Source organism: Marinobacter orientalis (genome assembly GCF_004792665.1).
GTDB classification, from domain to species: Bacteria; Pseudomonadota; Gammaproteobacteria; order Pseudomonadales; family Oleiphilaceae; genus Marinobacter; species Marinobacter orientalis.
On record NZ_SRZX01000002.1, the window covers coordinates 285,568 to 312,546 of the forward strand.

A 26,979-nucleotide genomic window follows, 5' to 3' on the forward strand; every position below is an offset into this window, starting at 1 on the left:
CCTGACTTTTCACTGGCGAGCGATTGTACACGTGTTGCATTGATATGCACAAAAACGGAGAGACACGACGCGGTATTTGGTTCGACTGATCAGCGACAGACAAACAGAAAAAGGTGGTTTATGCGAAAACCGGTTTTTGACATGGCATGATTGGCAGTTCAGATCTGCCTGGTCACCCGGAGGAGGCCTCCGGGCAACACTGTTATCTGGTCGGCGGCGCCATGAACTCGGGTCCGACGGGATCATCAATGCATCTGTCCAGGATCTCGTCGATCGCCTCAAACGCTTCCTTGTCCAGCGACCAGCCTTCGATGTCCTCCACCGGATCAAGTTGCTCAGGCCTTCTTGCACCCCACAGCGCTGTTGTCACATCCGGCTGATCAACCAGCCAGCGAAGCGCCAGCGCCAGTACACTCTTCTGGTAGCGCTCTTTGGCAAATGCGTCCAGTTCAGCCACAGCATTCAGGTATTGGCGATAGCGTTCACCCTGGAATTTGGGGTCGTTCTTTCGCAGATCGTCACCGGTAAACTCGGTATCTTCACGCATTTTGCCGGTCAGCAGACCACGGCACAGACCACCGTAGGTAATGGTTGCGATGCCATGTTCCCGGCAGTATGGAAGGATGTCCTTTTCGATATCACGCTCAAAAAGGTTATACGGCGGCTGCAAACTGTGCAGGGGTACAATCTTGCGGAACTCATCCATCTGGTCGGGAGAGAAGTTGCTGACGCCAATGGCACGGATCTTCCCCGCCTGATAGAGCTTTTCCAGTGCCCTTGCGGTCTCTTCCATGGGGGTCTTCGGGTCTGGCCAGTGGACCTGGTAGATATCGATACGGTCTGTCTGCAGGCGTTTCAGAGAATCCTCAACCTCCTGCTCTATGCGAGCGGCGGTGGAATCACGCCAGATCTTGTCGTGATCATCATTCCAGTTGAGGGCCACTTTTGTAGCCAGGGCCACTTTATCGCGCCGACCGCCTGCCAGGGCTTTGCCCACAATTTCTTCCGAACGCCCGAAACCGTAGACCGGCGCGGTATCGACCAGACCGATGCCCTTGTCGACGGCTCTGTGAATGGTGTCGATGGACTGGGCTTCGTCTGTGCCGCCCCACATCCAGCCACCAATCGCCCAGGTTCCAAGGCCGACCGGTGTCACCTGAATATCAGTATTTCCGAAAGATCGGGTATCCATATTCCCTCCATTTCATCAAAAAAGCTTCTGTGAGTGTTACAGGGCTTATTTTCCTTAACTGCGAACGCAAAACCGTATCACCAGCCGGCAGTCCCGGCAACAGCTATCAAAAAAGGCAGCCAGGTCAGCGGCCACCAGACCGTAAGCCTTCTTCCGGACCACTGTGCCGGCCGGACAGCAACACGCCCGCGCGGAGCAGTTCCCGCAATGTTGTGTCACCATTCTGTGCCTTTACCAAACCGTCATCCAGCATCAGAGACTGCCCTCTGTCCACCAGAGCCTGTCTAAGACTGTGCTCATCCTCATGGCGCAGGATACGGCTGTAGTCAGCCTCGCTCAGTTGCCATACTTCGAAAATTCCGATTCGCCCGCGAAATCCGAGGTTGTTGCAGGCCGCACAGCCTGCTGGCAACCAGACCTCCTCAGGAACTTCCTTTCCGCATTCCTGCAGCCACTGCCGGGCTACGTCATCCGGCTTTCCTTTGATGCGGCATTCGGGGCACAACTTACGAACCAGCCTCTGTGAAGCGACGAGTCCGAGATTGGCAGCGATTTCATAGTCACTCAGCCCCAAATTGCGCAGGGAGGTTATAGTTCCCACCGAATCGCGGCTGTGCAATGTCGCCATCATCGAACGACCGCTGGTAGCAACACTGATGGCAGCCTCTGCAGAAGCCGTGTCCCGTATTTCACCGATAAGCACGTAATCCGGATCCAGCCGCAGCATCGCCTGTGTCCCCGATGCAAAGGTCAGTTCGTGAAGCGGGTCTACCTGGATCTGGTTGATGCCGGGTATTTCATACTCAACCGGCTCCTCCAGAGTGATGACATGGTTGTCGCTCAGCTTCAACTCATGCAGAAGCGCATAGAGCGTGGTTGTCTTGCCGCTGCCTGTAGGTCCGGACACCAGGAACATTCCGCCGGTAGCGTCCATCCAGCGCTGAATCCATTGTGCACCCTCAACAGGAATTCCCAGAGCTCCGATATTCTGGACACTTTCCGGCGGCGAAAGCACCCGAATCGCCATTTTGTCGCCTGATACACAAGGGATTGAGGTTACCCGAAGATCCAGGTCGGTATCATCGAGACTGAACACGAAGCTGCCTTCGTCACAGTTTACAGAAGGGATTGGATGCAGGTCAGCCATGGCTTTGAACTGGTTCACCAGTCGCCGGCCCTGGTCATAAGTGACCTCGATGACATCCACAATAATGCCGTCGATCCTGAGCCGGATCCGATAATGATCCGGGAAAGGATCCAGATGCAGGTCCGTTGCCCTCGCGGCAACGGCATCACTCAATAAAGCATGTGCCTCAAGCGTCTCAAGAGCTTCCTGGTCATCGGCCATTAACCGCGTATATTCAACCAGCAGGTGATCTCTCAAACTGCGCTCCGCCTGGCTTTTTTCACTCATAACTGCGACTCCTTAAGGCCACAAAATCAATGATTGTAGCAAACAGGGACAAGGCCACTTATTTGGCGCCGACACTACCAGGGACATATTCAAATGAATGGTTCAGTCAGGCAGCTTCATACCCGATATTGCCACATGGCTGGGTGATCAATAGCAAAAGGGCCAGCAATTGCTGGCCCTGTTCACACTTGGTAGAAATCCCGATACCAATCCACGAACCGGGCGATGCCCTCCTCCACCGGAGTTGACGGCTTGTAGCCGACATCGGTGATCAGGTCGTCCACATTGGCATAGGTAGCCGGCACATCGCCCGGCTGCAGGGGCAACAGGTTTTTCTCCGCCTTCCTGCCGACGCGCTCTTCGATGATTTCGATGAAGCGGGACAGTTCCACCGGGTTGTTACTGCCAATGTTATACAGGCGGTACGGCGCCTTGCTGGTGCCGGGATCGGGCTTTTCTCCGCTCCACCGGGGGTTGGCTGTGGCAACGTTGTCGAGGGTTCGGATAACCCCTTCTACGATGTCGTCGATATAGGTGAAGTCGCGCCGGTGATTGCCGTGATTGAACACGTCAATGGGCTCACCGGCCAGGATCTTTCTGGTAAAGATAAACAGCGCCATGTCAGGCCGCCCCCAGGGGCCGTACACGGTGAAGAACCGCAGGCCGGTGGTGGGCATGTTGTACAGATGACTGTAGGTGTGAGCCATCAGCTCATTGGCCTTCTTGGAGGCTGCATACAGGCTCAGGGGGTGGTCCACGTTGTCGTGCACCGAGAATGGCATGGTTTCATTGGCGCCATAGACCGAGCTGCTGGAGGCATATACCAGGTGCTTTACGTCATTGTGGCGACAGCCCTCGAGGATGTTGGTGAAGCCCACCAGGTTGGCGTCGATATAGGCGTGGGGATTTTCCAGCGAATACCGGACGCCCGCCTGCGCTGCCAGGTGAACCACCCGTTCCGGCCTGTGCTCCCGGAACAGGGCTTCCATGGCGTCCCTGTCGGCCACATCCTTGCGTACTTCGGTAAACCCCGGTTTACAGGTCAGGCGCTCAAGACGTGCTTCTTTCAGGGTCGGATCGTAGTAATCATTGACGTTATCCACGCCGATCACTTCATCCCCGCGATCAAGCAGCCGATGCGCCAGATGGGACCCGATAAAGCCCGCCGTACCCGTAACCAGAATTTTCAAAGTCTCTTCTCCCTGTTCCTTCAGAAGGTCAGCCCGGCACTCACGAATGGGCCACCCAGCTCGATATCCAGACGGTCGTCGCCGTCTTCGTAATCAACGCCCATCTGGCGATAGCCGGCGCGAAGCTGTAACAATGACAGCTGGTACTGGCCATAGGCGTTATAATCATAGACCGAGTCACCGTCAAAGCTGATCACGTTGGCCTCGCCACCAACTGAGACGCCCGAGAACGGCAGGTCAAAACGGGCTGCCAGGTAGCCCATGGGGATGACGCCGTCTACGTCTGTCTGAGAGACACTTCCCGCGCCCCCTGCTTCCTGAATAATCAACTCTCCATCCAGATTCCGCGCCGTCAGGCCAAGATCCAGATTAACCCAGTTATCGAGTACTTCGTAGTAAAGTGTGACATCAAACTGATCGAGGTCGAGATCGGAATTCACATCCACGCCGCCCGGAACCACATCAAATCCGGTAGACAATTGCCCCCGCCCACTCTGCTCGATACGGGTGTAATTCAGGCGCACATTGGGCAGTAACGGCACCGGATGCTCAAAATAGGCACTCAGGTTGGCGTTGCTGTCGCTGTCCAGATCCAGATCGTTTTCAACGTCGACAAAGTCATTGTTCTTGCCGGCTTCCCCGGACAGGTCGGAATTCCAGTAGCTGATGTTGGCACCGACACCGAGAATATCGGCAGAGGCAAGCGGGGCAGCAATAACCAGTGAGCCGCCGAGGGCAAAAATCAGTTTACGCATAAAACACCTTTTTTCTGTTTGTTTGTCTTTCACTTTGTTTGTCTTTCGCTGATCAGTCGAACCGGATACCCAGACGACGGCCAACCTCTTCGTAGGTTTCGATAACATCGCCCAGGCCCTGACGAAAACGGTCCTTGTCCATCTTTTTGCGGGTTTCCCGGTCCCAGATACGGCAGCCATCGGGGCTGAACTCGTCACCCAGGACTATCTCACCGCCAGCGCGGCCGAATTCCAGTTTATAGTCCACCAGCAGCATGCCGGCTTCATCAAACAATGCCTTGAGAACATCGTTCACCCGATAGGTGAGTTCCTTCATTCTGGCGAGTTCGTCAGCCCTGGCCCAGCCAAAACTGACTGCCAGTGATTCGTTGACCATGGGGTCGTGCATGGCGTCATTTTTCAGGAACAGCTCAAAGGTAGGCGGATTCAGTTCCAGCCCCTCTTCCACACCCAGGCGGCGGCACAGGCTTCCGGCAGAGATATTACGGACCACGCATTCCACCGGGATCATGTCCAGCTTCCTGACCAGGGATTCGGTATCCGACAGCAGGCTTTCGAAGTGGGTCGGGATGCCGGCAGCTTCCAGCTTCTCCATAATAAAGGCATTAAAGCGGTTGTTGACCATGCCCTTGCGGTTGAGCTGTTCTTTTTTCTCGCCGTCAAACGCGGAGGTGTCGTCGCGAAATACCATCACAAAACGATCAGGATCATCAGTTCGGTAAACAGACTTGGCCTTGCCTGCGTAAAGTTCTTCACGCTTTTCCATCTGGGGTCTCCGGCAGTGCCCGCACCGGGCGGGCACTGATCACATTAGTAAAGGTATTCGAACAGTTCGGAAAGCAGCTCGGCAGAGCGATCCTCGCCGGAATAATCACTGGCACGGGCAACTGTTACCACAATTTCTCCGTCGCTCTGGTCAAGCCGCACATCAAAGGTGTGTTCAGGCTCGGGGTCGTCAGAGAACCAGCTGAACCAGCCGGATTCGCGCTCTGATTCAGGGCGGAAATCCACGAAGAAATAGCCCTCTTCACGGTTCAGATCCACCACCGGGATGCCGGCTTCATCCAGTGAACGGCGCACTTCTGACCAGGCGCGGCCGTAATCGAGGTCCATGACAATCCGCTGCGGCGTCTGGTTATCTGAAACCAAACGGACCAGAGGTTCACTGACCATGCCCAAAGCGGCACGGGAGTATGATTTGCTGTCTTCACGATTACGCAGATAGTCGGCCAGATCGTTCAGTAACAGTCTGCTGGTCTCCAGCTGCTCGGTAGTGCGCTCGTCCTGCCCGTTCCAGGGAAGCAACTGGTCAGGGTCATCTTCCACCTCAAAGGTACGGAACCGGATTTCGCTGGTCTTTCGCCGCACACCCGGTGCAATCCGGGCCTGCACAACAATCCTGGCCTCTTCGCCGGCGGGAGTGTCGGGCAGGTCCAGCAGTTCCCTCGCCTGTTTACTGAAGTTCACCAGTTCGCTCTGGATCAGGCCGAGCTGGGGACTGTCATAGGCAACCCCAAGCCCGTTTTCATTCATGTAGGCGGTCACTGCAGGCCACAGCCGGCCGGGAACGTCATTCACCAGCAGCCACACCTGGCCGCCGAGTTCCTCAATGACGTAATTTTCGTCAAGGATATCCGAGGTCATATCGGGAGGATTGGGGATGCTGTCAGGGTACATGCGGCCGGAATCCGCCGCACTGATTTCACGGATCGGCATCACCGGTGCGAACTTGCCTTCATCCGCGGTTTGCGGCAGCTCCAGCGGCTCGCCCTCGGGCTCGTCAACATAGCGCTCGGAACGGTCTTCGATAAAGCTGCAGCCGGCGATGGCCAAAACAAGCATCAGGCCCGCAAGGGGCCTGATGAGATGTGCGGTTGTTATGTTTTCTGTCCTCAACGTAAACGCCATCAGGCGACTCCAGTTACGATAGATAATACAGCCCGACTCAGAGTACGCCAGAGGCTCTCAGTGCTTCTTCCACTTCATCGTGGAACTTGTCGCTCAGCGGGGTAAGCGGCAGGCGAATGCCCTCTCCGATCATGCCCATGCGATGCAGAGCCCACTTGACAGGAATAGGATTCGCTTCGAGAAAGAGCTTGCGATTCAATGGCATCAGCAATTCATTGAGCCTGTCTGTCTGCTCCTGATCACCTTCGATAGCGGCTTTACACAGTGCCGCCATGGCGCCGGGTGCGACGTTCGCAGTGACCGAGACATTACCCTTGCCACCGGCCAGCATCAGGCCTGCTGCAGTCGCGTCGTCGCCGGAGTAGACCACCAGCCGACCCTTGACCGCTTCTACCAGCTCGGCACCACGGGGAATATTGCCGGTGGCGTCCTTGATGCCGATGATGTTGGGTATGTCTGCCAGGCGCTCGACGGTTTCATTCAGCATGTCGCATGCAGTCCGGCCGGGCACGTTGTACAGGATCTGGTTCACCGGGACAGCTTCGGCGATCGTCCTGAAGTGACGGTACAGGCCTTCCTGTGTCGGCTTGTTGTAATACGGCACCACCAGCAGGCAGGCGTCCGCACCCAGCTTGTGGGCTTCCTGGGTCAGCTCTATGGCTTCGCGGGTACTGTTGCCGCCGGTGCCGGCGATAACCGGGATACGGCCGTCGACTCGCTTTATGATGTGGCCGATAACCCGCATGTGCTCGTCCGGGTCCAGCGTTGCGGATTCACCCGTCGTACCCACGGCCACGATGCCATCTGTTCCGTTGTCCAGATGGAAGTCCACCAGCTTATCGAGATCCTCCCAATGGATGCTGCCATCGGTGTGCATGGGCGTGACCAGTGCGACAAGGCTACCCGTAATCATAAAAGCTCCGTACGAATAAAAAACAATATGGTAATGTTGGGCACCCACTGACACAAGGGAATTAAAGGAGATGTCATGTCGATGTCTGCTTATCCTTCACCGGCCAGGCCGAGAATATTGCCTTGAGCATTGTAGCCAGGGGAATGGCGAAGAAAACACCCCACAGACCCCAGATACCACCGAAGAAGAGAACCGCGATGATAATGGCCACCGGGTGAAGGTTGTTCACTTCCGAGAACAATAACGGTACCAGAACATTACCGTCCAGCGCCTGGATAACGCCGTAGACCACCATGACCCAGATGAACTCGCTGCCCCAGCCAAACGCAAACAGCGCGATCATGCCCACCGGTATGGTGACAACGGCAGCGCCAATGTAGGGAATAACCACACTCAGGCCGACCATGAGAGACAGCAGGGCCGCATAGGGCATGCCCAGCAGCTTGAACGACACATAGGTGACTCCGCCGACAATGAGAATCTCCACCGCCTTGCCCCGGACATAGTTGGCACACTGCAGGTTTACCTCATGCCAGATCCTGAGCATCATCGGGCGCTGTGACGGCAGCATACGGGAGATCGCGCCCAGCAGGATACGGCGGTCCTTGAGGAAAAAGAAAACCAGGATGGGTAACAGCACCATGTAGATCAGCAGTGCCACCAGGTCCGGAATACTCTCCAGTGAAAACGACACCAGCCACTGGGTCATGCGGCCGGCTTCAGTGGTCACCTGGTTATAGATGGCATTGACGCCCTCCATGGAGATCAGTGTCGGATACTGCTCGGGCAGGACTTCCAGGTAGGACTGCATTTCCCGGAAAATCCGGGGCGCTTCACCGGCAAGAGAGGTCACCTGGGACCAGATCAGGGGCAGAAGGCCGAACAGGAAGCCAATCAGCACGCCAAGGAAAATCAGGAATACACCAATGATGGAGACAATCTCAGGCACCCCCAGCCGGTTAAGCTTGGTGACAAGCCCCTGCAGGATGAACGCAACAATGACCGCGGCAATGGCAGGAGCCAGCATCGAGCCAAAAAGAATCACGAAGACGACGCCTGCCAGGATCAGCAGGAAAAGAATGACGGCTTCTTCATCCGAGAAGTATTTGTGGGCCAGGCCACGTAAAATTCTGATCATCAACGACTCCGAACAGTCACCACAGCAGGCTTAGCCGCCGCACTTTATCACAAAGGTGAAGCAGCCACCCTGTTCGGATGAACTGACCAGCTCATGGCAGGACAACCTGAGAAACGCAGGGATATCCCGGGCCGACCCCGCATCGGTTGCTATCACTTCCAGCTCCTGGCCGGGGGCCATGCTGTTCAGTTCAAGCTTGGTCTTCAGTAACGGCATGGGGCAGCGGAGCCCCGATGCATCCAGTGTTCGCTCAGCCATGACAACCAGGTACCCGTCAGGTCAAAAGAAGAGCCGGCATTATGCCGACAGTGTTACTTTAATGCATCACAATCGTATCAGGCCACGCAGGAACGAACTTTCAGTGGCACAATACTGTCTGATGAAATCATATGAAGAGGGACACCGCCCATCCATGACCCTAACAGATAGAAGCTCTGCGACCTGGCAGGGAGTACTGGCACTCATCCTGGTGCTACTGGTAACGGCATTGCCGGGTAAAACGCTGGCGCAAGGGCCGGACAGCACCCTGCCCTCGATTGGCGGTGCCGGCGGCGGGCTGATTTCCGGCCAGCAGGAAGCCGATATCGGCCGCCAGGTCATGATGTCGATCCGCCGGTCGGCGCCGCAGATCACCGACCCGCTGGTCTACGATTACCTGAGCTCGGTTATTTACCGGCTGGTTCCGTCGGCACCCCTTGCCAGCAGCGACCTGACCCTGGCCATTATCGACAGCCCGGACATCAACGCCTTTGCGGTCCCCGGTAACATTGTCGGCGTCAACGGGGGGCTGTTCCTGAATGCCAGCAGCGAGCAACAGTTCGCTTCCGTGCTGGCCCACGAACTAGCACACCTCAGCCAGCGCCATTTCGCCCGCCGCCTTGAACAGCAGGAAACCAGCGCGCCTCTGACGATTGCCGGCATGATCGCAGGCATTGTGCTGTCGGCAGTGACCCAGTCGGACATCGGAATTGCCGCCATTGCCGGCACCCAGGCACTGGCGATACAGAATATGCTTGCCTACAGCCGCGCCAACGAGCAGGAAGCCGACCGTGTGGGCATGGAGATACTGGCTGATTCGGGCATGGATCCAAGGGGGATGCCGGAAATGTTCGAAATCATGATGCGCCAGAACCGGCTTCAGGGAAACCGGGTTCCGGAATACCTGTCTACGCACCCGCTCACCCAGAGCCGCGTTTCCGATACCCGTAACCGTGCCGAACAATACCCCCGACGGGATGTCGCTGACGCCCAGGAATATCACCTGATCCGCTCCCGGCTGCAGGTGCGGTACGCAAAGTCGCCACAGGTCGCTGTGGCAACTTTCCGGGACTACCTTGAACGTCCGGATACCGAGAAACCCGATGCCGTCCGCTACGGGCTCGCAGTGGCCCTGCTGCGCAGCGGAAACTACAACGACGCAATCAGCGAGCTGGAAAGACTGCTTGAGAGCTCACCGGGGCGAATCACCTACCTGGTCACTCTTGCCGAGACCATGGTTGAACAGGGCCGGCTCGACGAGGCCCGCGACCTGATGCGCGAGGCACTGGACCGTAACCCGGGTAACTACCCGATTACCGATATGCTGGCACGGGTGGAAATCGAGGCCGGCAATGGCGAGCGGGCGGCAGAATACCTGAACCGGCTGACAAGGGAGTTACCGCAAAAGGAACATCTGTGGCTGCGGCTGGCAGAAGCCGAAGGGATGGCCCGGAACATTGTCGGTGTGCACCGGGCCCGTGCCGAGCACGACATTCTGATGGGAGACCTGGAGTCTGCCCAGCGCCAGCTGCGCCAGGCTCAGGAGCGGCTTCCCGCCGGCGCTCCGCTGAGACAGGCAGTCACCGAGCGGCTTTCCCAGGTTTCGGCCAGGCTCAACCAGCAGCGCAGCTAGGCCCGGGCGTTGCGCAGCGAAGCCAGGCTCAGGCGTTGCCGGCGGCCTTCAGGTTCATGTTGGCGGTGAAATCCAGCATCCGCTGAAGGGGCCTGAGAGCCTGTTCCCGCAGTTCGGGGTCGACATGGACTTCCTGGTCGCCGTTTTCGATCACTGACAACAGGTTCTCCAGGCCGTTCATGGCCATCCACGGACAATGGGCACAGCTTCGGCAGGTAGCGCCGTTTCCTGCCGTAGGGGCCTCGATAAGGGTCTTGTTGGGCGCCAGCTGCTGCATCTTGTAGAAGATGCCGTTGTCAGTGGCCACGATAAACTGCTCGTTGGGCAACGTCTGTACCGCGTGGATCAGTTGTGAAGTGGAACCCACCACATCGGCCATTTCCACCACTGCATCCGGGGACTCCGGATGAACCAGCACTGCGGCATCCGGATACAGCGCCTGAAGATCTTCCAGGCCGCGGTACTTGAACTCTTCGTGCACGATGCAGGAACCATCCCACAGCAGCACATCCGCTCCCGTCGTCTTCTGGACATAATGTCCGAGATGCTTGTCGGGCGCCCAGAGAATTTTCTCGCCACGGGCGTCCAGTGACTCCACGATGGCCTGGGCACAACTGGAGGTGACTACCCAGTCGGCTCTCGCCTTCACTGCCGCAGAGGTATTGGCGTACACCACCACAGTCCTGTCCGGGTGCTGATCACAGAAATCCGCAAACTCATCGGCCGGGCAACCAATATCCAGGGAGCAGGTGGCCTCCAGGGTTGGCATCAACACCCGTTTTTCGGGGTTGAGAATTTTCGCGGTCTCGCCCATGAAGCGAACGCCGGCAACAACAACCGTTGATGCCTTGTGCTGATTGCCGAACCGGGCCATTTCAAGGGAATCCGCTACGCAGCCACCGGTTTCCTCTGCCAGGCGCTGAATGTCGGGGTCCGTGTAATAATGGGCAACGAGCACCGCATCCCGGGCTTTCAGGGCGGCCCGGATACGGGATTCAAGATCGGCTTTTTCCGCCTCACTCAGACTCTTGGGCTCAGCCTGGTGTGCCAGGTGCTCCTGAACCAGAATACGGTCTTCACCTCGTGTCATCACTGCATCTCTGTATTGCGTTAACGTGGGGAGTATATCACCTGGGGTCGATTACGCTCCCTTTGTACAGATGTATGACCGTATAGCCAAAAAAAAAGAGCCCTGAGGCTCTTTTTTAAGCCACGGGCTCTTTTTTCAACAGAAAGCAGCATGCTGACTGTCTTATTGGTGGGTCGTGAAGGATTCGAACCTTCGACCAATTGGTTAAAAGCCAACTGCTCTACCAACTGAGCTAACGACCCGCAACTACCAGCCCGTTTCCGGACCCGGAACCAACCGATGAAATAGTCCCACCGCTTTGTTCGCAATTTGGTGGGTCGTGAAGGATTCGAACCTTCGACCAATTGGTTAAAAGCCAACTGCTCTACCAACTGAGCTAACGACCCAAACGAGGCGCATATAGTAATGATTTTTCAGCGCCGATCAACCCCTAATTCCCAGGTTTCTCAACATTCTTCCCGTCAACAACGATCAGCTGCTGCCGGAATCCAAATAGTTCTGTGCCAGCTCGGCGGCACGGGTGCCCGGATAATCCTCGATCACCGTTTCCATACGTGAACGGGCCTGATCCTTGTTGCCAAGCCGATCCAGTGTGACGCCCAGCTTGTAGACAGCGTCCGGGGCCTTGCGATGATCTTTGTAACGGGTGGCAACGATGGTGAACGCCTGCCGTGCCTGCTCAAGCTGATCCTCGACAAGATACACCTCGCCCAGCCAGTAATAGGCGTTGACAGTGAGATCCCCCTCCTCGTACTCATCGATAAAGTCATACAACCCGTTTATAGCCTGGTCGTAGTTCTTTTCCTGATGAATCAGGGTCTGGATCTCCTGATAGGCGCTACGTTCCTCATCCGAGGGTTGACGGTAGATCCTGGTTTTTACCGCTGAACCATTCCCTTCTGCGTCCGAATCAGTGGCCTCCGGGCTGCTCGCCGGTGCCTCAGCCACTTTCTCGGAAAGTTTCAGGATGCGCTGATCGAGATCGATATAGCGATCCCGCGCCTGCCTGGTCAGGCGGTCAATCAGGTTTTGCTGTTCTTCAACACGCCCCTGCAACCGGCGAATCTCGCCCTGCAATTGCTGGATCATGTAGAACAGCTCGGCATTGGCCTGGCTGTTACCGGCCTTGCGCCCGGCTTCCGACGAATTATCCTGGAAAGCCGGGGAAACGGATTGCGCCAGAGCACTACCCGCCGGCCCGAAGGCCAGCGGGAGCAGCACTGCCGCCATGAGCAGATGTCTCATGGAGTTCGCCTGTTACTGGAAAACAAGTTCAACACGACGGTTCTGGGCCCAGGCACTTTCATCGGAACCCATTACAGCCGGCTTTTCTTCACCGTAGCTGACGGTTTCGGTCTGGCCACGGGATGCACCGTTCACAATCAGGAAACGCTCAATGGCGTTGGCGCGACGCTCACCCAGAGCAAGGTTGTATTCCTTGGTACCGCGCTCGTCGGCATGGCCTTCAATGCGCACGTCCTGGTCGGGGTTTGCCTGCAGGTAGCGGGCATGGGCAACCAGCACATCGCGGGCTTCAGGCTTGATTTCAGCAGTGTCGAAGTCAAAGTAGAAGGTGGTGATATCCCGCATTGCTTCCCGTTCCGCCTGCTCGGCACGGGCTTCGGCTTCACGGCGCTGTTCTTCGGTCATCTCCGATGACGACACGCCGCCCTCATCGTCACCGCCATAAACGGTGCTGCCGCCATCCTGATCTACGGCAGACACATCAGAGTCAGCGCCGTAGGCGTCATCTTCAGTGGTATCACCGATACTGCTACACCCGGCGATCAGTCCCAGGGATAACACCATGGCAAACAACTTGTGGTGAGCTGTTACTTTCATAATCACTTCCTTCCTTTTTGACAGTCTGTTGTACTTGAATACGGACGAATCTGCTGGGTCCGGAGTTCCGGTTTACCGAACGATCGGCGACCACGCCGGATCGCGCACTTCACCCTCCGAGGACGGCAGACTATAGGCTGCGCCGCCGTCCGCGGCAATTACAGTTAGTACACTGTTGCCACCCTTCTTTGTGGCATAGATCACCATCCGGCCATTCGGTGAGACGCTGGGCGATTCGTCGGACCCGGTGCGGGTGAGGACTGTCTCCTCCTCGGTCTGCAGATTGGTCCTGGCGATGTGGAACGAACTGTCCCGCTGATGTACATAATAGACATACTCACCATCATTGTCGGGACGGGGTCTGGCGTTATAACGGCTGCCAAAAGTAATCCGCCGGGGCGCCGCGTTCTCACTGGTCTTATGATAGATCTGGGGCCCGCCGGAGCGGTCAGAGGTGAAGAAGAACCCCTCGCCGGTATGATCCCAGACTGGCTCTGTATCGATGGACCAGTGGTTGGTCAGTCTCTTGAGCGAGCCGCTTTGAATATCCATTTTATAGATTTCAGCATTGCCGTCCTTCGACAGGGTCATCAGCAGTGACCGGCCGTCATGTGAAAACGCCGGTGCCGAATTCAGGCCGGGGAAGTCGGCAATACGGGTGCGATCGCCGGAAGCCAGTTCATGGATGTAAATCGCCGGCTTGCCAGTCTCGAAGGACACATAAGCGAGTTTCCTGCCATCCGGTGACCATGCCGGTGAAAGAATCGGTTCGTCACTTTCCAGCCGCACCCTTGCCCGCTTGCCATCCACGTCACTGACCTGCAGGCGATACACCGATTGGCCACCGGAACGCTGCAGCGTGATGTAGGCAAGCTTGGTGGAAAACGCACCAGGCACACCGGTGATCGCTTCGTAGACCTTGTCACTGATATGGTGGGCAAGGCTCCTGGCACTGTTGATCGATGAAGACGCCGTTGCACCCATAATCCGCTGTTCGCGGTTAACATCGAATAATTCGTAGCGGGCCTCAATCCTGTCGCCCTTGCGCTCCAGTTGACCGACCAGAACATAACGCTGGCCCAGCAGTCGCCAGTCGCGGAAATAGACCTCGGCGCCCTCGGAAGGAAGGCTGAGCATTTTTTCGGGAGGCAGCGGCCTGAACTCACCGCTCATGGTGAGATCGTCCCGCACGATGCTGCTCACCTTGTCACCCGATGGCAGGTTGCCGGATTCGGAAAACGGAACCACGGCCACCGGAATGGCAGAGTCCGCTCCCTCGGTAATGCGTATCAGCAATTCGGCGCTGGCAGGGGTGCCTGCAACCATCACGGCAATCATCAACAGCCACGCCATTGCCGCTCGCGGGAGTCCTGTGCCTGTCTTTGTCCGGTTCGTCATCTGTGCTCCCATCGTCCTTTATCTCAACCGCCGGGGATTGAACTCAATCGTAAACTGGCGGAAATAGCGTTCAAATGTGTCACGTTCATCCGGGACCGGGTACCGGCTCAGCGATTTCACGGCCCCCAGTGCCGAGTTATCAAATGCTGTATTACCACTGCTGGAGACAAGTTTAACCGAAGCAAGTTCACCCGTGGGTAGCAGGGTAATCTGCAACCTGGCGGTCATTTCCTCTGTTGCCGACGACGGTGGGTACCAGGCCTGGCTCAGACGCTCGCGTATCAGCGCCTGGTATTTCTGGCTTTCCGACAACATCTGGACCTCTCTGGCCTTGGCTGCCGCCGCCTCACGACGCCGCCTTTCCTCAGTTGCACGTTCACGCTCTGCTTCTGCCGCCAAGGCTTCCAGCTGCTGCTCTTTCAGGCGGCGCTCACGCTCCTGGCGCTTACGCTCCGCTTCCAGCCGCTCCTGCTCTTCCCGGGCCCTGCGCTCTGCTTCTTCCTGCCTGCGTTGTTCCTCGGCCCGACGTTTTTCCTCGGCGGCCTTGCGGGCAGCTTCTTCCTGGCGCCGCTTCTCTTCCGCGGCTTTTTGTCGCGCACGCTCTTTGGCTTCGGCCTCGGCTTTCTGACGGGCGGCCTCTTCTTCTGCCTTTCGCTGCTGCTCCCGCTCGCGCTCTGCTGCCTCTTCCTGGCGCTGGCGCTCTTCACGTTCCTTTTCCTGCTGGATGCGGCGCGCCTCTTCACGTGCACGCTGCTCTTCCTCGGCCTGCTGACGCCGGGCCTCTTCCTGCTGCCGCTGCTTTTCCTCTTCCTCCTGCCGGCGCTCTTCATCCCGGTCGGGCTGGTCTACCGGCTCGATGACAGGGCTGGGCTCCGGCTCGTTCTGGGTAACCAGACGCGCAGAGATACTGGGTGGCTGAGGCTCGTCACTGGGCGAGGACCACGACCAGCCCGCCAGCGCAACCCCCAGAATCAGCCCGTGCATAAGAACCGACATTACAACAGGCGACTTCCAGGGTAGCTGCCCGGTAGTGGTTACATCGCGCTCATGACCTCTCACAAAAACCTGCCCGCCCTGTACTCACTCATCGTTGGTTTGTGCTTCGGTAATCAGACCCACGTTGGTCGCTCCCGCCGCCTGCAACTGGGACATCAAACGCACCACCGTACCGTATTCCACGTGCTCGTCACCCCGCACCAGCACTTCACGGTCGGTACGCTGGGACAGGATTTTCGATATCCGCTCACGAATATCACCCAGTGACATCGGATCACTGCTTTCGTCCCCGACGTCCATGAAATAGGCGCCATTGCTGTCCACCGACACCACAATGGATTCCACGTTCTTGTCGGACTGGATCGGCTCAGAGGTTGTCTCCGGCAGATCCACCTTGACGCCCTGCACCAACATCGGCGCGGTCACCATGAAGATGATCAACAACACCAGCATGACGTCGATATAGGGCACAACGTTGATTTCCGACATCGGCTTGCGGCGGTTTGCCGGCATCATTCCCATGCCTTTCATGTTCCTGCACTCCCGATTGTCTGTCTGTTGCTAACCACACCCATCATGTAGCCGGTTGCTCACTGTTATGCACCCGGCGATGGAGAATGCTGGAAAACTCCTCGGCAAAGGTTTCATAGTTCTTCAGCAATGCGTCCGAAATTGACGAGAAGCGGTTGTAGGCGATAACGGCCGGAATGGCTGCGAACAGGCCCATGGCGGTGGCGATCAGCGCCTCGGAAATACCCGGCGCCACTGTCGCCAGGGTGGCCTGCTGTACCTGCGCCAGCCCGCGGAATGAATTCATGATGCCCCAGACGGTGCCGAACAGGCCTATGTACGGACTGGTGGAGCCAACCGTTGCCAGGAACGGCAAGTGCATTTCCAGCCTTTCCTGCTCCCGTGAAAATGCCACCCGCATGGCACGCTGGGTGCCCTCCATGACCGCATCGGCATCACGGCTTTGCTGGCGCAGGCGGGAGAACTCCTTGAAGCCTGCACGAAAAAGCGATTCCATGCCGGAAAACGGGGTGGGATCGCTGTTCACCTCGCGGTACAGCTGCCCCAGGTCCATGCCGGACCAGAACCGCTCCTCAAAGGCATTCTGCGCCTGCTTCGCTTTGCGAAAGACCTGCAGGCGCTGGAAGATAAGCGCCCAGGAAACAATGGAAGCCAGCGCAAGTAGCAGCATGACCAATTGGACCAGTACGCCGGCATTGGCGACGAGATACCAAACAGAAAGTTCTGACTCCACCTTTTACTCCTGGATTATTTCACGTGTGAATTGGTTTTCCGGTCGCTTTCCAGCAACTCCAGCATATTGGCGGGCAGCCGCCGCGGCCTGCCTGAGTCAAGTGCAATACAGGCCACACGAACATCTGCGGACGCCAGCACAACCTCGTCCGGAATCCGGACGACCTGCTGCCGGAAATCCATCCATACCCGGCCGAAAGCCACCGGTTCCGCCGTTACCCGCAACTCGTCGTCCAGCCTTGCCGGCGCGCCGTAATGAATGGACAACCGCTGCACTACATAACTGACATTATCTGCAAGCCCGGCTCGCAGGCCGACACCGCGGCTGCGCACCCATTCTGTCCGGGCCCGCTCCATGTAATTCAGGTACGTGGCATGGTACACAATACCGCCGGCATCGGTATCTTCAATATAAACCCGGACCGGCAGGCCGAAGAATGGCTCATAGCGCTCAGTCAAAAAGGTCCTCCCCTTCCGGAGCAGACCGCACCACGCCAAAATGCTGGTAGGCGTTAGAGGTAACCATGCGGCCACGGGGCGTCCGCACCATATAGCCCTGCTGGATCAGGAAAGGTTCCAGTACATCCTCGATGGTGCCCCGCTCTTCACTGATCGCAGCGGCCAGGCTCTCCACGCCTACCGGCCCGCCATCGAACTTTTCAATCATCGCCAGAAGCAAGCGCCGGTCCATGTGGTCAAACCCGAGCGCATCCACTTTCAGCATGTTCAGGGCCTGGTCGGCGATGGATTCACTGATGCAACCATCCGCCTTTACCTCGGCAAAGTCACGCACCCGTCTCAGCAGACGGTTGGCAATACGGGGTGTACCCCGGGAACGGCGGGCAATTTCATAAGCCCCGGTGTTATCAATGGTGACAGACGACAGGCGTGCGGAACGCAGAATGATATCGGTCAGATCCCCGGTGTTGTAGAACTCCAGGCGCTGGACAATGCCAAAGCGATCCCGCAACGGTGATGTCAGCAAACCGGCTCTGGTCGTGGCCCCCACCAGGGTGAATGGTGGCAGATCCAGCTTGATGGAGCGTGCCGCCGGACCCTCTCCGATCATGATGTCCAGCTGGTAGTCTTCCATGGCCGGATAGAGCACTTCCTCCACGGCGGCACTGAGGCGATGGATTTCATCGATAAAGAGCACATCGCCTTCTTCAAGATTGGTGAGCATGGCCGCCAGGTCACCGGCCTTTTCCAGCACCGGCCCGGAGGTCGTCTTGATGGAGACCCCCATTTCGTTGGCGATGATGTTGGCGAGAGTGGTCTTGCCCAGGCCGGGCGGGCCGAAGATAAGTACGTGGTCCAGCGCTTCCTGCCGCCCCCGTGCTGCGGCGATGAAAATTTCCATCTGTTCGCGCACGGCCGGCTGGCCAACGTAATCGGCCAGTACGCCCGGACGGATGGCACGGTCCTGGACTTCTTCGTATTGTCCGGCCTGGGCTGTGATCAGGCGATCCGACTCAATCATTCAACTACCCGCTCAGAGGGAATCAACACCATGCCTGTACACTCGTCTCGGGTTGATGATGCCCAATTGTACAAACCGTTTTTTCGCTGTCACGTTACGCTCTCTACACAATAGGCGCCAGACCGCCTGTTATGGCGCTGTTAACTGGCAGGGATCATGCTTCGCAGTGCCAGCCGGATCAGCTCCTGGCTGGACATTCCGTCCTCAGCAACCTTGCTGATGGCCTTTGATGCCTCCTGAGGCTTGTAGCCCAGAGCAATCAGCGCAGCCTCTGCCTCTTCCGCCGGATGATGAACCATTGCTGTTCCGGCCCCGGGGGTACCTGCGCTGACCGTGGCGTTAGGCGACCCGGGTGTAAACTGCCCCTCAAGTTGCCCTATACGATCCGTCATTTCAATAAGCAGTCGCTCAGCGGTTTTCTTTCCAACACCCGGGAGCTTCACCAGGGCGTTGGCATCACGGGCTTCCACACAGCGGATAAACTGCCGGGCATCCAGACCCGACAGGATGCCCGCGGCAAGTTTGGGGCCAACGCCGTTCACCCTGATCAGTAAACGGAACAGGTCACGGTCAAGGCGGGAGGAAAAGCCATACAGGCTCTGGGCATCTTCGCGAACCACAAAATGGGTATGGAGAACCAGTTCATCACCGGTTTCAGGCAGGTTGAAAAACGTGGTGTAGGGAATATCGACTTCGTAGCCCAGCCCGGCGCATTCTACCAGTGCCTGGGCGGGGGATTTCTCGATCAGGATGCCTCGGATACGACCAATCAACGGGTTTCTCCCTCGACTTCAATCTGGACTTCAATGAGCCGGTTATTGCCTTCTGACGCGGTTATTGCGCACCTTGCCACCGCCGCCGGTCGCCAACCGTGCCATACTCTGGCTCATATGGGCATGACAAAGCGCAATGCCCAGCGCGTCAGCCGCATCCTCCTGGGGCTTGCGGGACAGCGCCAGCAACACCTGCACCATGTGCTGCACCTGGGCCTTGTCGGCCCCGCCCTTGCCTACCACCGACTGCTTGACCTGACGGGCGGAGTATTCGTGAACCTCCAGCCCGCTGTTGGCGGCCGCAACAATGGCCGCGCCTCTGGCCTGCCCCAGCTTCAGCGCCGAATCCGGATTGCGGGCCATGAACACCTGTTCGATGGCGAACTCGCCGGGCCGGTATTCGCCAATCAACGTCGCCAGGCTGTGAAAGATCGTCTGCAGGCGTTCCGCCATGGGTTTTTCACCGACCCGGATACAACCGCTGTCAATGTACTCGATCACCCGGCCTTCGGCACGGATAATCCCATAACCGGTGATCCGTGAGCCGGGGTCGACGCCCATGATTATAGACACGCTGCATCCTGCGCCGCTTTACATGTTTCCTGAAGTCTCTTCACTACCCTCGCCAGGCTTGGCCGCCGGTTTGCGGCGGCGGATATGAAGCTCGCGCAACTGCTTTTCGTCCACTTCCCCGGGTGCCTGGGTCATCAGGCAGGTAGCGCTCTGGGTTTTCGGGAACGCAATCACGTCGCGGATGGAGCTGGCACCGGTCATCAGCATGATCAGGCGGTCAAGGCCGAAGGCCAGGCCACCATGGGGAGGGCAACCGTACTTGAGGGCATCCAGCAGGAACCCGAACTTGGCACGGGCCTCTTCGTGGCCGATGCCCAGAGTGCGGAACACGCTCTCCTGCATCTTTTCGTCATGAATACGGATGGAGCCGCCACCCAGTTCGGTGCCGTTCAATACCATGTCGTAGGCACGGGACAAGGCGGTTGCCGGCGAGGCTTCGAGTTCCGCAGCGGAACAGGAGGGTGCGGTAAATGGATGGTGAATGGCGGTCAGGCCACCGTCGGAGGTTTCCTCGAACATCGGGAAATCCACAACCCATAGTGGCGCCCACTCTGAGGTCAGCATGTTCAGGTCGTGGCCGACCTTGATGCGCAGCGCACCCAGGGCTTCGTTGACGACGCTGGTCCGGTCCGCGCCGAAGAACACGATATCGCCATCCTCGGCAGCAGCGCGCTCGATCACAGCCAGGGCAATGTCATCACCCAGGAACTTGATGATCGGTGACTGCAGGCCTTCAACACCTTTGGACAGGTCGTTGACCTTGATATAGGCCAAGCCCCTGGCGCCATAGATACCCACATACTTTGTGTAGTCATCGATCTGCTTGCGGGTCAGCCCGCCACCTCTGGGAACCCGCAGGGCAGCGACGCGACCCTTGGGATCATTGGCCGGGCCGGCGAATACCTTGAAATCCACGCCGGCAACCAGATCACCGACGTCAACCAGTTCCAGCGGGATACGCAGGTCCGGTTTGTCGCTGCCGTAACGATGCATGGCCTCTGAGTACGGCATGCACGGGAATTTTGGAAGATCCACCTCCAGCACATCCCGGAACAGCGAACGAATCATGTCCTCGTTCAGGCTCATCAGTGTTTCCTCGTCAATGAACGAGGCTTCCACATCCACCTGGGTAAATTCGGGTTGGCGATCAGCCCGCAGGTCCTCGTCGCGGAAACACTTGGCAATCTGGTAGTAACGGTCAACGCCGGACACCATCAACAACTGCTTGAACAGCTGTGGCGACTGGGGCAGCGCAAAGAAGGACCCTTCGTGGGTGCGGCTGGGAACCAGATAGTCACGCGCACCTTCAGGCGTGGCACGGGTCAGGATCGGGGTTTCCACGTCCATGAAGCCGTTGCTGTCCAGAAAGTTGCGGATATAGCTGGTAACCCTGGAGCGGAAGCGCAGGCGGTTCAGCATTTCCGGGCGGCGCAGATCCACAAAGCGGTACCTGAGGCGAACATCCTCACCCACATCCACGTGTTCATCCAGCGGAAACGGTGGCGTTGCTGCGGAGTTGAGGATGTTCATCTGCTTGCCCAGCAGTTCCACCTGGCCGGTAGGCATATTGTTGTTTTCAGTACCTGCAGGACGACGGCGCACACGGCCGGTTACCTGAATAACGAACTCACTGCGGACTTTCTCCGCCAGGAAAAAGCTTTCGGGGGTATCGGGATCGAACACCACCTGGGAAATGCCATCCCGGTCACGCAGGTCCAGAAAGATAACGCCCCCATGGTCGCGGCGACGGTGGACCCAACCGCAAAGAGTGACTTCCTGATCGATGTGAGATTCGTTGATTCCACCGCAATAATGACTGCGCATACCGGTTCCCGTTATGTGTAATGTGTTCCGACCGCTAAAATTGACTGGCGACGATACTGGAAAAGCGGCCCATTATAAACACAATGGCTGTGAAAATCAGGCTTCCGTTACGGTGGGTGACGGTAAAACGTTTGACCGCTAAACTAGGCGGCTTTACCAACCCCTGGAGCCGCCCTTGTCAGCCCGAGCCGAACAGAAACTCCGCACTCGCCGTGCCCTGATGGATGCCGCCCTCGACCAGTTGAGTGAAGACCGGGGCTTTGGCAGCCTGAGCCTGCGGGAAGTGGCACGGGGGGCTGGTATAGCGCCCACCTCCTTCTACCGGCACTTTACCGAACTGGACGAACTGGGGTTGGCACTGGTCGATGAAGGTGGCGTGGCCCTGCGGCAACTGATGCGCCAGGCCCGCAAGCGGATTGCGCGGGATGGTAGTGCTATCAGCACGTCGGTGGACACGTTCATTGAATATCTGGACAACAACACCAACCTTCTGCGGCTGATGCTGCGGGAAAAAACAGGTGTATCAAAGCCGTTTCGCACCGCGATCAAGGCAGAAATAGACCATGTAGTGACCGAACTGGCAGACGATCTGAACCGGTTCGCGCAACAGCAGGGAAAGCCCCTGAGCGAAGCCCGGCTGGTGGCGGAGGCCATGGTGACATTGGTTTTCAACCAGGGCGCAGAGGCACTGGATGCCACGCCGAAAGAAAAGGAGGAACTGAAGGCAAAGCTGAAGAAGGAACTGCGGATGATCCTCCTTGGTTCACAGACCCTGGCCCGTGCCGCCCGCCGGAAATAGCCAGACGGGACACTAGTTCCCCGATTCAAGTTCCCTGATAACCGGCTCCAGCCTGGCGGTTACAGCTGCCAGTTCATCGGTACTGTAGGCTTGCGCTGGCAACCTGCCCCACACCGGCCCCGGCCAGGCCGGGTCGCCTTCAAAGCGCACAATGTGATGCAGGTGAAGCTGGGGCACCATGTTACCCAGCGCGGCGACATTCAGCTTGTCGCCGCCAAATAACGCCATCATGCCCTCTCCAAGCAGGGAGGACTCCGCCAGTAACTGCTGTTGCTGCTCCCGGCTCAACTGATAGATCTCCCGGATGCCCGTCACCCGGGGCACCAGCAGAACCCAGGGCCAGTTGCTGTCGTTCATCAGACGGATTTCACACAACGCGCTTTGCCCCAGGCTGACGGTATCCGCCTCCAGGCGCTCATGTAGTGCAAACGGCTGTTCTGGCGCTTTCATATCAACCCTGTCAGTTTGCGTGGAACTGGTTCGTGCCCCGTCCAATGGCGTAATAGATCATGCCATAGCGCTCCAGCATTTCAGGCTCGTACAGGTTGCGGCCGTCAAACACGGCGGGCTCTTTGAGAGTCGCCGCGATTACGTCAAAGTCCGGCGAACGGAATTCCTTCCACTCGGTACAGATTGCCAGTACGTCGGCACCTTTGAGTGCCTGCTCCTTGGTTCCGCACAGTGTCAGCCCTGGCTGGTCACCAAAGATGCGCTGGGTCTCTGCCATGGCTTCAGGATCGAAGGCCTGGACGCTGGCACCGGCGTTCCAGAGATCCTGCATCAGGGTGCTCGCAGATGCTTCACGCATGTCATCGGTATTGGGCTTGAAAGCCAGCCCCCAGATGGCAATCACTTTGCCCTTCACGTTGCCATTGAAATAGTGACTGATCTTGTCAAAGAGCACATGCTTCTGGGCCTTGTTCACGGCTTCAACCGCATTCAGCAGCCGGGAATCGTAATCACAGTCCCTGGCGGTGCGGGCCAGCGCCTGGACGTCTTTCGGGAAGCAGGAACCGCCGTAACCACAGCCGGGATAAATAAAGTGGTAACCGATGCGGGGATCGGAGCCGATGCCACGGCGAACATTTTCGATATCTGCACCCAGGCGTTCCGCCAGGTTGGCGATCTCGTTCATGAAGCTGATCTTGGTGGCCAGCATGGAGTTGGCAGCGTACTTGGTCAGTTCCGCCGAACGGACATCCATGAAGATCATGCGATCGTGACTGCGGTTGAACGGATAATAAACCTCGCGCAGCAACTCCATGGCCTGATCGCTGTCAGTACCCACGATGATACGGTCCGGCTTCATGAAGTCGTTGATTGCGTCGCCTTCCTTCAGAAACTCGGGATTGGACACCACATCGAATTCCAGTTCCAGCCCGCGCCTGTCGAGTTGTGCACGCACCGCGTCCCTGACCCTGTCTCCGGTGCCAACAGGCACGGTGGACTTGTCTACAACGACTTTGTAATCGTCCATATACTGGCCAATGGATTTGGCCACCGCGGTCACGTACTGCAGGTCGGCGGAACCGTCTTCATCCGGTGGGGTACCCACCGCGATAAACTGTAATGCGCCATGAGCCACCGCTTCTTCGGTGTCCGTGGTAAACGCCAGTCGACCTGCCTCGACGGTATGTTTGACGATGGACTCGAGGCCCGGCTCGTATATGGGAATCTGACCATTCTTGAGCTTTTCGATCTTGCCCTGATCCACATCCATGCACAGAACATGATGGCCTACATCAGCCAGGCAGGCTCCGGTAACAAGCCCGACATAACCGGTACCAAAAATCGTAATTTTCATCCGTTAGAACCCTGATGTCTGAAAAGTGTTTTAAACGTCTGAGGAGCTATGTCAGCCCTGTCTTTCCTGCCAGATTTTTTCCCAGGCCAGCGCCGTGCCGACGATGGTATCGAGGTCGTCGTAATCCGGCTGCCAGCCCAGCACCTTTTTGATCCGCGAATTATCCGCCATCAGCGCGGCAGGATCCCCTGCCCGGCGGCCGGTCTCCTGCACCGGGAAGTCGTTGCCTGACTTGCGTTTCACCACGTCGATGACTTCACGCACGGTAAAACCACGCCCGTAGCCGCAGTTCAGCACTCTCGACCGGCCACCATCTGCCATGTAATTCAGCGCCATCACATGGGCCTTGGCCAGATCCTCCACGTGGATGTAATCGCGGATACAGGTGCCATCGCGGGTGTCGTAATCGGTGCCGAATACGCTCATGCCATCGCGCTTGCCGGTCACACACTCGCAGGCCACCTTGATCAGGTGAGTGGCCTCAGGCGTCGCCTGCCCCAGCAACCCGTCCGGATTGGCGCCGGCCACGTTAAAGTAGCGCAGAATAACGTAGTTCAGAGACGAGGCGGCAGCCAGGTCCATGATCATCCGCTCGCTCATCATCTTGGATGCGCCATAGGGGTTGATCGGAGCCAGAGGGAGATCTTCCGTCAGTACGGTTTCTTCGGGCATGCCATAGACCGCGGCGGTGGACGAAAACACCATGTAGGGAACCCGGTGTTGCTCAACCGCTTTCAGCAGATTCAGTGTGTTGCGGGTGTTGTTGCTGTAATACTTGAGGGGATTTTCAACCGACTCCGGTACGACGATATTGGCCGCGAAATGCAGGACCGCTTCAAAGCGATGCTCGCTGAAAAGCCCGGCGATGGCTGCTTCGTCTGCAAGGTCACCCACCACCAGCTCGCCACAGGTGACAGCCCAGCGATAACCGGTAGACAGGTTATCGAAAACAATAATGTCGTGCCCGGCTTCGCCCAGCTGCCTGACTACGTGACTGCCTATATAGCCGGCTCCGCCGGTTACCAGTACTTTCATGATGGGGTAATCACTCCTTCCCTGAAAACAGTTGCCTCCGGCGGCGCCTCTCGGCCCGCCGTCGTGCGAAAAAATCACTGATAGCACCACTGCACCGGGCAGCCAGAACACCGCCGAAGGACTCAACGCGCCAGTTCAGGTGCTCCTCTTCGAGGGTGCGCCGTGCGGATTGCACAGCACCGGCTTTCGGTTCGGCTGCACCGTAAACAAGACGGCTGACGCGGCTGTGGACGATCGCGCCCACGCACATGGTACAAGGCTCAAGGGTGACGTAAAGCGTGGCACCCGGCAACCGGTAATTTCCCAAACGGCTGGTGGCATCCCGCAGCGCCCGGATTTCGGCGTGGGCCGTGGGGTCGCACCCGCTGATCGGGGCGTTAAAACCGGCGCCGACTTCCTTACCGTCAAGCACAACCACCGCCCCCACCGGAACTTCTCCTGCGGCCGCCGCCTGCTCTGCCAGCTGCAGGGCCCGGCTCATCCAGGCCTCGTCGTCACTGTTGGCAATCATGGTTTCCTGCCTGTTTTGAATCGGTGGTGATTTTCCCCTGACCGCCATGTCCATTCAAGCAAGGAAAGCTGCTTCCCATAAAAAAATGCCGGTTCAGTGCGACAGCGAACTGACTGACCCACTCACTCAGCGTAAGTTGAAACTTCATCCTGAATTCCACATGTCGTGGCGATTCGGTCTCTCCTTCAGGGAAATGATGCCAGCGAAAGCAGAGCGCTCAGCAAGACCAGGGTGGTCAGGTGGTGGCCGTTGTAGTCAGCGTTGGCGGATTCCTCGGTATGGGTGAGAAACACGTAGCCATTAACTGGGATGCTGTAAAGATGTCAGGCAACCCTGATGATCGGGACCTGCGGGTCGATATGACTCGTGATGAACTGCAGTCAGCACCGGGAATATGAACAGCAGGAAAACTGAAAGCCACCCCTCCCTGTTAATGCGAGGGTGGAATAAATAAACGGCAGGGGCGAAAGCCCTTGCCGTTTCCATGGGCGGCTGCGGCATCTGGTTCAGCTCCGCAGAACGGCCTGTGAGTCAGAACTATCTGGAGGAAGGAATCGTGGGCATTATTATATGGCTCATGCAGTGATACTGCTCGCCATCATGAGGCTCATCCAGCGCATGACGCCAACCTCAGCCTGCTGGTCGCGAACGTCCTGATGGAAAACCGGGAGTCAGAGGCCTTACTGGCTATCGTGCGCAAGTATGATCCGGATTTAATCCTGACAGTGGAGACAGACCGGTGGTGGGAGGAAGCACTCAGGCCCCCTGGAAGAGAAATATCCGCACACGGTCAAAAACCCGCTCGACAACACTTATGGCATGCTCGTGTACAGCCGGCTGGAGATCATTGATCCCGAGATACGGTTCATTCTGATGGACAGCATCCCGTCAATGCATATGCAGGTGAAGCTGCCATCGGGTGACCGGGTTTTCGTGCACTTCGTGCACTCCGATCCCCCCAACCCCGAGTTTGCGAAAGAGACCACGGAGCGTGATGCGGAAGTGCTGATCGTGGGGCGGGAAATGGCTAAACGCGAGGGGCCGGCCTGGGGATCGGATCATTTTCCCTTTTTCATTGAGCTGAGCCTGGATTCCGGAGCCGAAGCCGAGCAGAAAGAACCGGATACGACTGCAGCGGAAGGCGAGCAGGTCGATGAAAAAATCGAAGATGGCAAGCAGCAAGCGTAATA

General features: G+C 57.6%; 29 protein-coding genes, 2 tRNA genes and 1 pseudogene. 5 read left to right on the plus strand and 27 right to left on the minus strand.

All coding sequences use genetic code 11. The annotated features are described in order from the left end of the window. Nucleotides 1–202 precede the first annotated feature (202 nt). The 9 genes from DIT72_RS09565 to DIT72_RS09605 form a co-directional block, all read right to left on the minus strand. On the minus strand, nucleotides 203–1,192 hold the full coding sequence (locus DIT72_RS09565; RefSeq protein ID WP_135955010.1) for an aldo/keto reductase: 990 nt from the start codon (nucleotides 1,190–1,192) through the stop codon (nucleotides 203–205). A gap of 124 nt (nucleotides 1,193–1,316) precedes the next feature. Continuing rightward, nucleotides 1,317–2,606, minus strand: coding sequence for a GspE/PulE family protein (locus DIT72_RS09570; RefSeq protein WP_135955011.1), 1,290 nt, complete (start codon nucleotides 2,604–2,606; stop codon nucleotides 1,317–1,319). Nucleotides 2,607–2,788: 182 nt separating this feature from the next. Further along, nucleotides 2,789–3,796 carry an NAD-dependent epimerase gene (locus DIT72_RS09575; RefSeq protein WP_135955012.1) on the minus strand — a complete coding sequence of 336 codons (1,008 nt, stop codon included), beginning with the start codon at nucleotides 3,794–3,796 and terminating at the stop codon, nucleotides 2,789–2,791. 20 nt (nucleotides 3,797–3,816) lie between these two features. Further along, nucleotides 3,817–4,551 (minus strand): TIGR04219 family outer membrane beta-barrel protein, encoded by a 735-nt coding sequence (locus DIT72_RS09580; protein ID WP_135955013.1) that lies wholly within the window; start codon nucleotides 4,549–4,551, stop codon nucleotides 3,817–3,819. 52 nt (nucleotides 4,552–4,603) lie between these two features. Then, nucleotides 4,604–5,317: a phosphoribosylaminoimidazolesuccinocarboxamide synthase gene (gene purC / locus DIT72_RS09585; RefSeq protein WP_135955014.1), complete on the minus strand. Its 714-nt coding sequence runs from the start codon at nucleotides 5,315–5,317 to the stop codon at nucleotides 4,604–4,606. Nucleotides 5,318–5,361: 44 nt separating this feature from the next. Further along, nucleotides 5,362–6,459 (minus strand): outer membrane protein assembly factor BamC, encoded by a 1,098-nt coding sequence (gene bamC, locus DIT72_RS09590; RefSeq protein WP_135955015.1) that lies wholly within the window; start codon nucleotides 6,457–6,459, stop codon nucleotides 5,362–5,364. Between the two features lie 37 nt (nucleotides 6,460–6,496). Further along, nucleotides 6,497–7,372: a 4-hydroxy-tetrahydrodipicolinate synthase gene (dapA, locus tag DIT72_RS09595; RefSeq protein ID WP_135955016.1), complete on the minus strand. Its 876-nt coding sequence runs from the start codon at nucleotides 7,370–7,372 to the stop codon at nucleotides 6,497–6,499. A gap of 73 nt (nucleotides 7,373–7,445) precedes the next feature. Further along, on the minus strand, nucleotides 7,446–8,510 hold the full coding sequence (locus DIT72_RS09600; RefSeq protein WP_135955017.1) for an AI-2E family transporter: 1,065 nt from the start codon (nucleotides 8,508–8,510) through the stop codon (nucleotides 7,446–7,448). A 30-nt stretch (nucleotides 8,511–8,540) separates the two neighbouring features. Beyond that, the gene (locus DIT72_RS09605) at nucleotides 8,541–8,768 is read right to left on the minus strand and encodes a sulfurtransferase TusA family protein (RefSeq protein WP_135955018.1); all 228 of its coding nucleotides are present in this window, start codon (nucleotides 8,766–8,768) and stop codon (nucleotides 8,541–8,543) included. A gap of 154 nt (nucleotides 8,769–8,922) precedes the next feature. Here DIT72_RS09605 and DIT72_RS09610 point away from each other — a divergent pair, with 154 nt between their 5' ends. Then, a complete protein-coding gene (locus DIT72_RS09610) occupies nucleotides 8,923–10,401 on the plus strand; it encodes a M48 family metalloprotease (protein ID WP_135955019.1) in 1,479 nt (492 codons plus the stop codon). A 28-nt stretch (nucleotides 10,402–10,429) separates the two neighbouring features. Here DIT72_RS09610 and nadA read toward each other — a convergent pair whose 3' ends face one another. The 14 genes from nadA to aspS all read right to left on the minus strand — a co-directional run bounded on the left by nadA (nucleotide 10,430) and on the right by aspS (nucleotide 21,640). Further along, nucleotides 10,430–11,491, minus strand: a complete 1,062-nt coding sequence (gene nadA, locus DIT72_RS09615; RefSeq protein WP_135955020.1) for a quinolinate synthase NadA — start codon at nucleotides 11,489–11,491, stop codon at nucleotides 10,430–10,432. A gap of 166 nt (nucleotides 11,492–11,657) precedes the next feature. Beyond that, nucleotides 11,658–11,733, minus strand: a tRNA-Lys gene (locus DIT72_RS09620). A 68-nt stretch (nucleotides 11,734–11,801) separates the two neighbouring features. Beyond that, a tRNA-Lys gene (locus DIT72_RS09625) sits at nucleotides 11,802–11,877 on the minus strand. A gap of 85 nt (nucleotides 11,878–11,962) precedes the next feature. Further along, a complete protein-coding gene (gene ybgF, locus DIT72_RS09630) occupies nucleotides 11,963–12,736 on the minus strand; it encodes a tol-pal system protein YbgF (RefSeq protein ID WP_135955021.1) in 774 nt (257 codons plus the stop codon). A gap of 12 nt (nucleotides 12,737–12,748) precedes the next feature. Further along, the gene (pal, locus tag DIT72_RS09635; protein WP_135955022.1) at nucleotides 12,749–13,333 is read right to left on the minus strand and encodes a peptidoglycan-associated lipoprotein Pal; all 585 of its coding nucleotides are present in this window, start codon (nucleotides 13,331–13,333) and stop codon (nucleotides 12,749–12,751) included. 72 nt (nucleotides 13,334–13,405) lie between these two features. Further along, a complete protein-coding gene (gene tolB, locus DIT72_RS09640; protein ID WP_135955162.1) occupies nucleotides 13,406–14,686 on the minus strand; it encodes a Tol-Pal system beta propeller repeat protein TolB in 1,281 nt (426 codons plus the stop codon). 63 nt (nucleotides 14,687–14,749) lie between these two features. Continuing rightward, nucleotides 14,750–15,727 (minus strand): cell envelope integrity protein TolA, encoded by a 978-nt coding sequence (gene tolA / locus DIT72_RS09645; RefSeq protein ID WP_135955023.1) that lies wholly within the window; start codon nucleotides 15,725–15,727, stop codon nucleotides 14,750–14,752. A gap of 84 nt (nucleotides 15,728–15,811) precedes the next feature. Continuing rightward, the gene (tolR, locus tag DIT72_RS09650) at nucleotides 15,812–16,258 is read right to left on the minus strand and encodes a protein TolR (protein ID WP_135955024.1); all 447 of its coding nucleotides are present in this window, start codon (nucleotides 16,256–16,258) and stop codon (nucleotides 15,812–15,814) included. Between the two features lie 43 nt (nucleotides 16,259–16,301). After that, on the minus strand, nucleotides 16,302–16,991 hold the full coding sequence (tolQ, locus tag DIT72_RS09655) for a protein TolQ (RefSeq protein WP_135955025.1): 690 nt from the start codon (nucleotides 16,989–16,991) through the stop codon (nucleotides 16,302–16,304). Between the two features lie 14 nt (nucleotides 16,992–17,005). After that, a complete protein-coding gene (gene ybgC / locus DIT72_RS09660) occupies nucleotides 17,006–17,449 on the minus strand; it encodes a tol-pal system-associated acyl-CoA thioesterase (protein WP_135955026.1) in 444 nt (147 codons plus the stop codon). Beyond that, nucleotides 17,442–18,470, minus strand: a complete 1,029-nt coding sequence (gene ruvB, locus DIT72_RS09665) for a Holliday junction branch migration DNA helicase RuvB (protein ID WP_135955027.1) — start codon at nucleotides 18,468–18,470, stop codon at nucleotides 17,442–17,444. The genes ybgC and ruvB overlap by 8 nt, the downstream gene beginning before the upstream one ends. Before the next feature lie 140 nt (nucleotides 18,471–18,610). Next, complete coding sequence (gene ruvA, locus DIT72_RS09670) at nucleotides 18,611–19,243, minus strand: Holliday junction branch migration protein RuvA (RefSeq protein WP_135955028.1); 633 nt, start codon at nucleotides 19,241–19,243, stop codon at nucleotides 18,611–18,613. A gap of 42 nt (nucleotides 19,244–19,285) precedes the next feature. After that, a complete protein-coding gene (ruvC, locus tag DIT72_RS09675) occupies nucleotides 19,286–19,816 on the minus strand; it encodes a crossover junction endodeoxyribonuclease RuvC (RefSeq protein ID WP_135955029.1) in 531 nt (176 codons plus the stop codon). Nucleotides 19,817–19,834: 18 nt separating this feature from the next. Further along, nucleotides 19,835–21,640 (minus strand): aspartate--tRNA ligase, encoded by a 1,806-nt coding sequence (gene aspS, locus DIT72_RS09680; protein WP_135955030.1) that lies wholly within the window; start codon nucleotides 21,638–21,640, stop codon nucleotides 19,835–19,837. A gap of 175 nt (nucleotides 21,641–21,815) precedes the next feature. On the opposite strand from aspS, the gene fabR reads away from it, so the two are divergent. Next, complete coding sequence (gene fabR, locus DIT72_RS09685; RefSeq protein ID WP_135955031.1) at nucleotides 21,816–22,439, plus strand: HTH-type transcriptional repressor FabR; 624 nt, start codon at nucleotides 21,816–21,818, stop codon at nucleotides 22,437–22,439. Nucleotides 22,440–22,451: 12 nt separating this feature from the next. Here fabR and DIT72_RS09690 read toward each other — a convergent pair whose 3' ends face one another. The 4 genes from DIT72_RS09690 to tadA are packed head-to-tail and all read right to left on the minus strand — an operon-like array spanning nucleotide 22,452 to nucleotide 25,789. Further along, on the minus strand, nucleotides 22,452–22,889 hold the full coding sequence (locus DIT72_RS09690; RefSeq protein WP_135955032.1) for an HIT domain-containing protein: 438 nt from the start codon (nucleotides 22,887–22,889) through the stop codon (nucleotides 22,452–22,454). Between the two features lie 10 nt (nucleotides 22,890–22,899). Then, on the minus strand, nucleotides 22,900–24,243 hold the full coding sequence (locus DIT72_RS09695; RefSeq protein ID WP_135955033.1) for a UDP-glucose dehydrogenase family protein: 1,344 nt from the start codon (nucleotides 24,241–24,243) through the stop codon (nucleotides 22,900–22,902). A gap of 51 nt (nucleotides 24,244–24,294) precedes the next feature. Then, the gene (gene galE, locus DIT72_RS09700; protein ID WP_135955034.1) at nucleotides 24,295–25,278 is read right to left on the minus strand and encodes a UDP-glucose 4-epimerase GalE; all 984 of its coding nucleotides are present in this window, start codon (nucleotides 25,276–25,278) and stop codon (nucleotides 24,295–24,297) included. A 10-nt stretch (nucleotides 25,279–25,288) separates the two neighbouring features. After that, nucleotides 25,289–25,789 carry a tRNA adenosine(34) deaminase TadA gene (gene tadA / locus DIT72_RS09705; protein WP_135955035.1) on the minus strand — a complete coding sequence of 167 codons (501 nt, stop codon included), beginning with the start codon at nucleotides 25,787–25,789 and terminating at the stop codon, nucleotides 25,289–25,291. Between the two features lie 236 nt (nucleotides 25,790–26,025). Here tadA and DIT72_RS09710 point away from each other — a divergent pair. The 3 genes and pseudogenes from DIT72_RS09710 to DIT72_RS09715 form a co-directional block, all read left to right on the plus strand. Then, nucleotides 26,026–26,187, plus strand: a pseudogene (locus DIT72_RS09710) (PRC-barrel domain-containing protein); the annotation flags it as partial. 258 nt (nucleotides 26,188–26,445) lie between these two features. Next, nucleotides 26,446–26,640, plus strand: coding sequence for a hypothetical protein (locus tag DIT72_RS18560; protein WP_407657967.1), 195 nt, complete (start codon nucleotides 26,446–26,448; stop codon nucleotides 26,638–26,640). Beyond that, nucleotides 26,609–26,977 carry a hypothetical protein gene (locus DIT72_RS09715; RefSeq protein ID WP_135955037.1) on the plus strand — a complete coding sequence of 123 codons (369 nt, stop codon included), beginning with the start codon at nucleotides 26,609–26,611 and terminating at the stop codon, nucleotides 26,975–26,977. Before DIT72_RS18560 ends, DIT72_RS09715 begins: the two co-directional genes overlap by 32 nt. Nucleotides 26,978–26,979 lie beyond the last annotated feature (2 nt).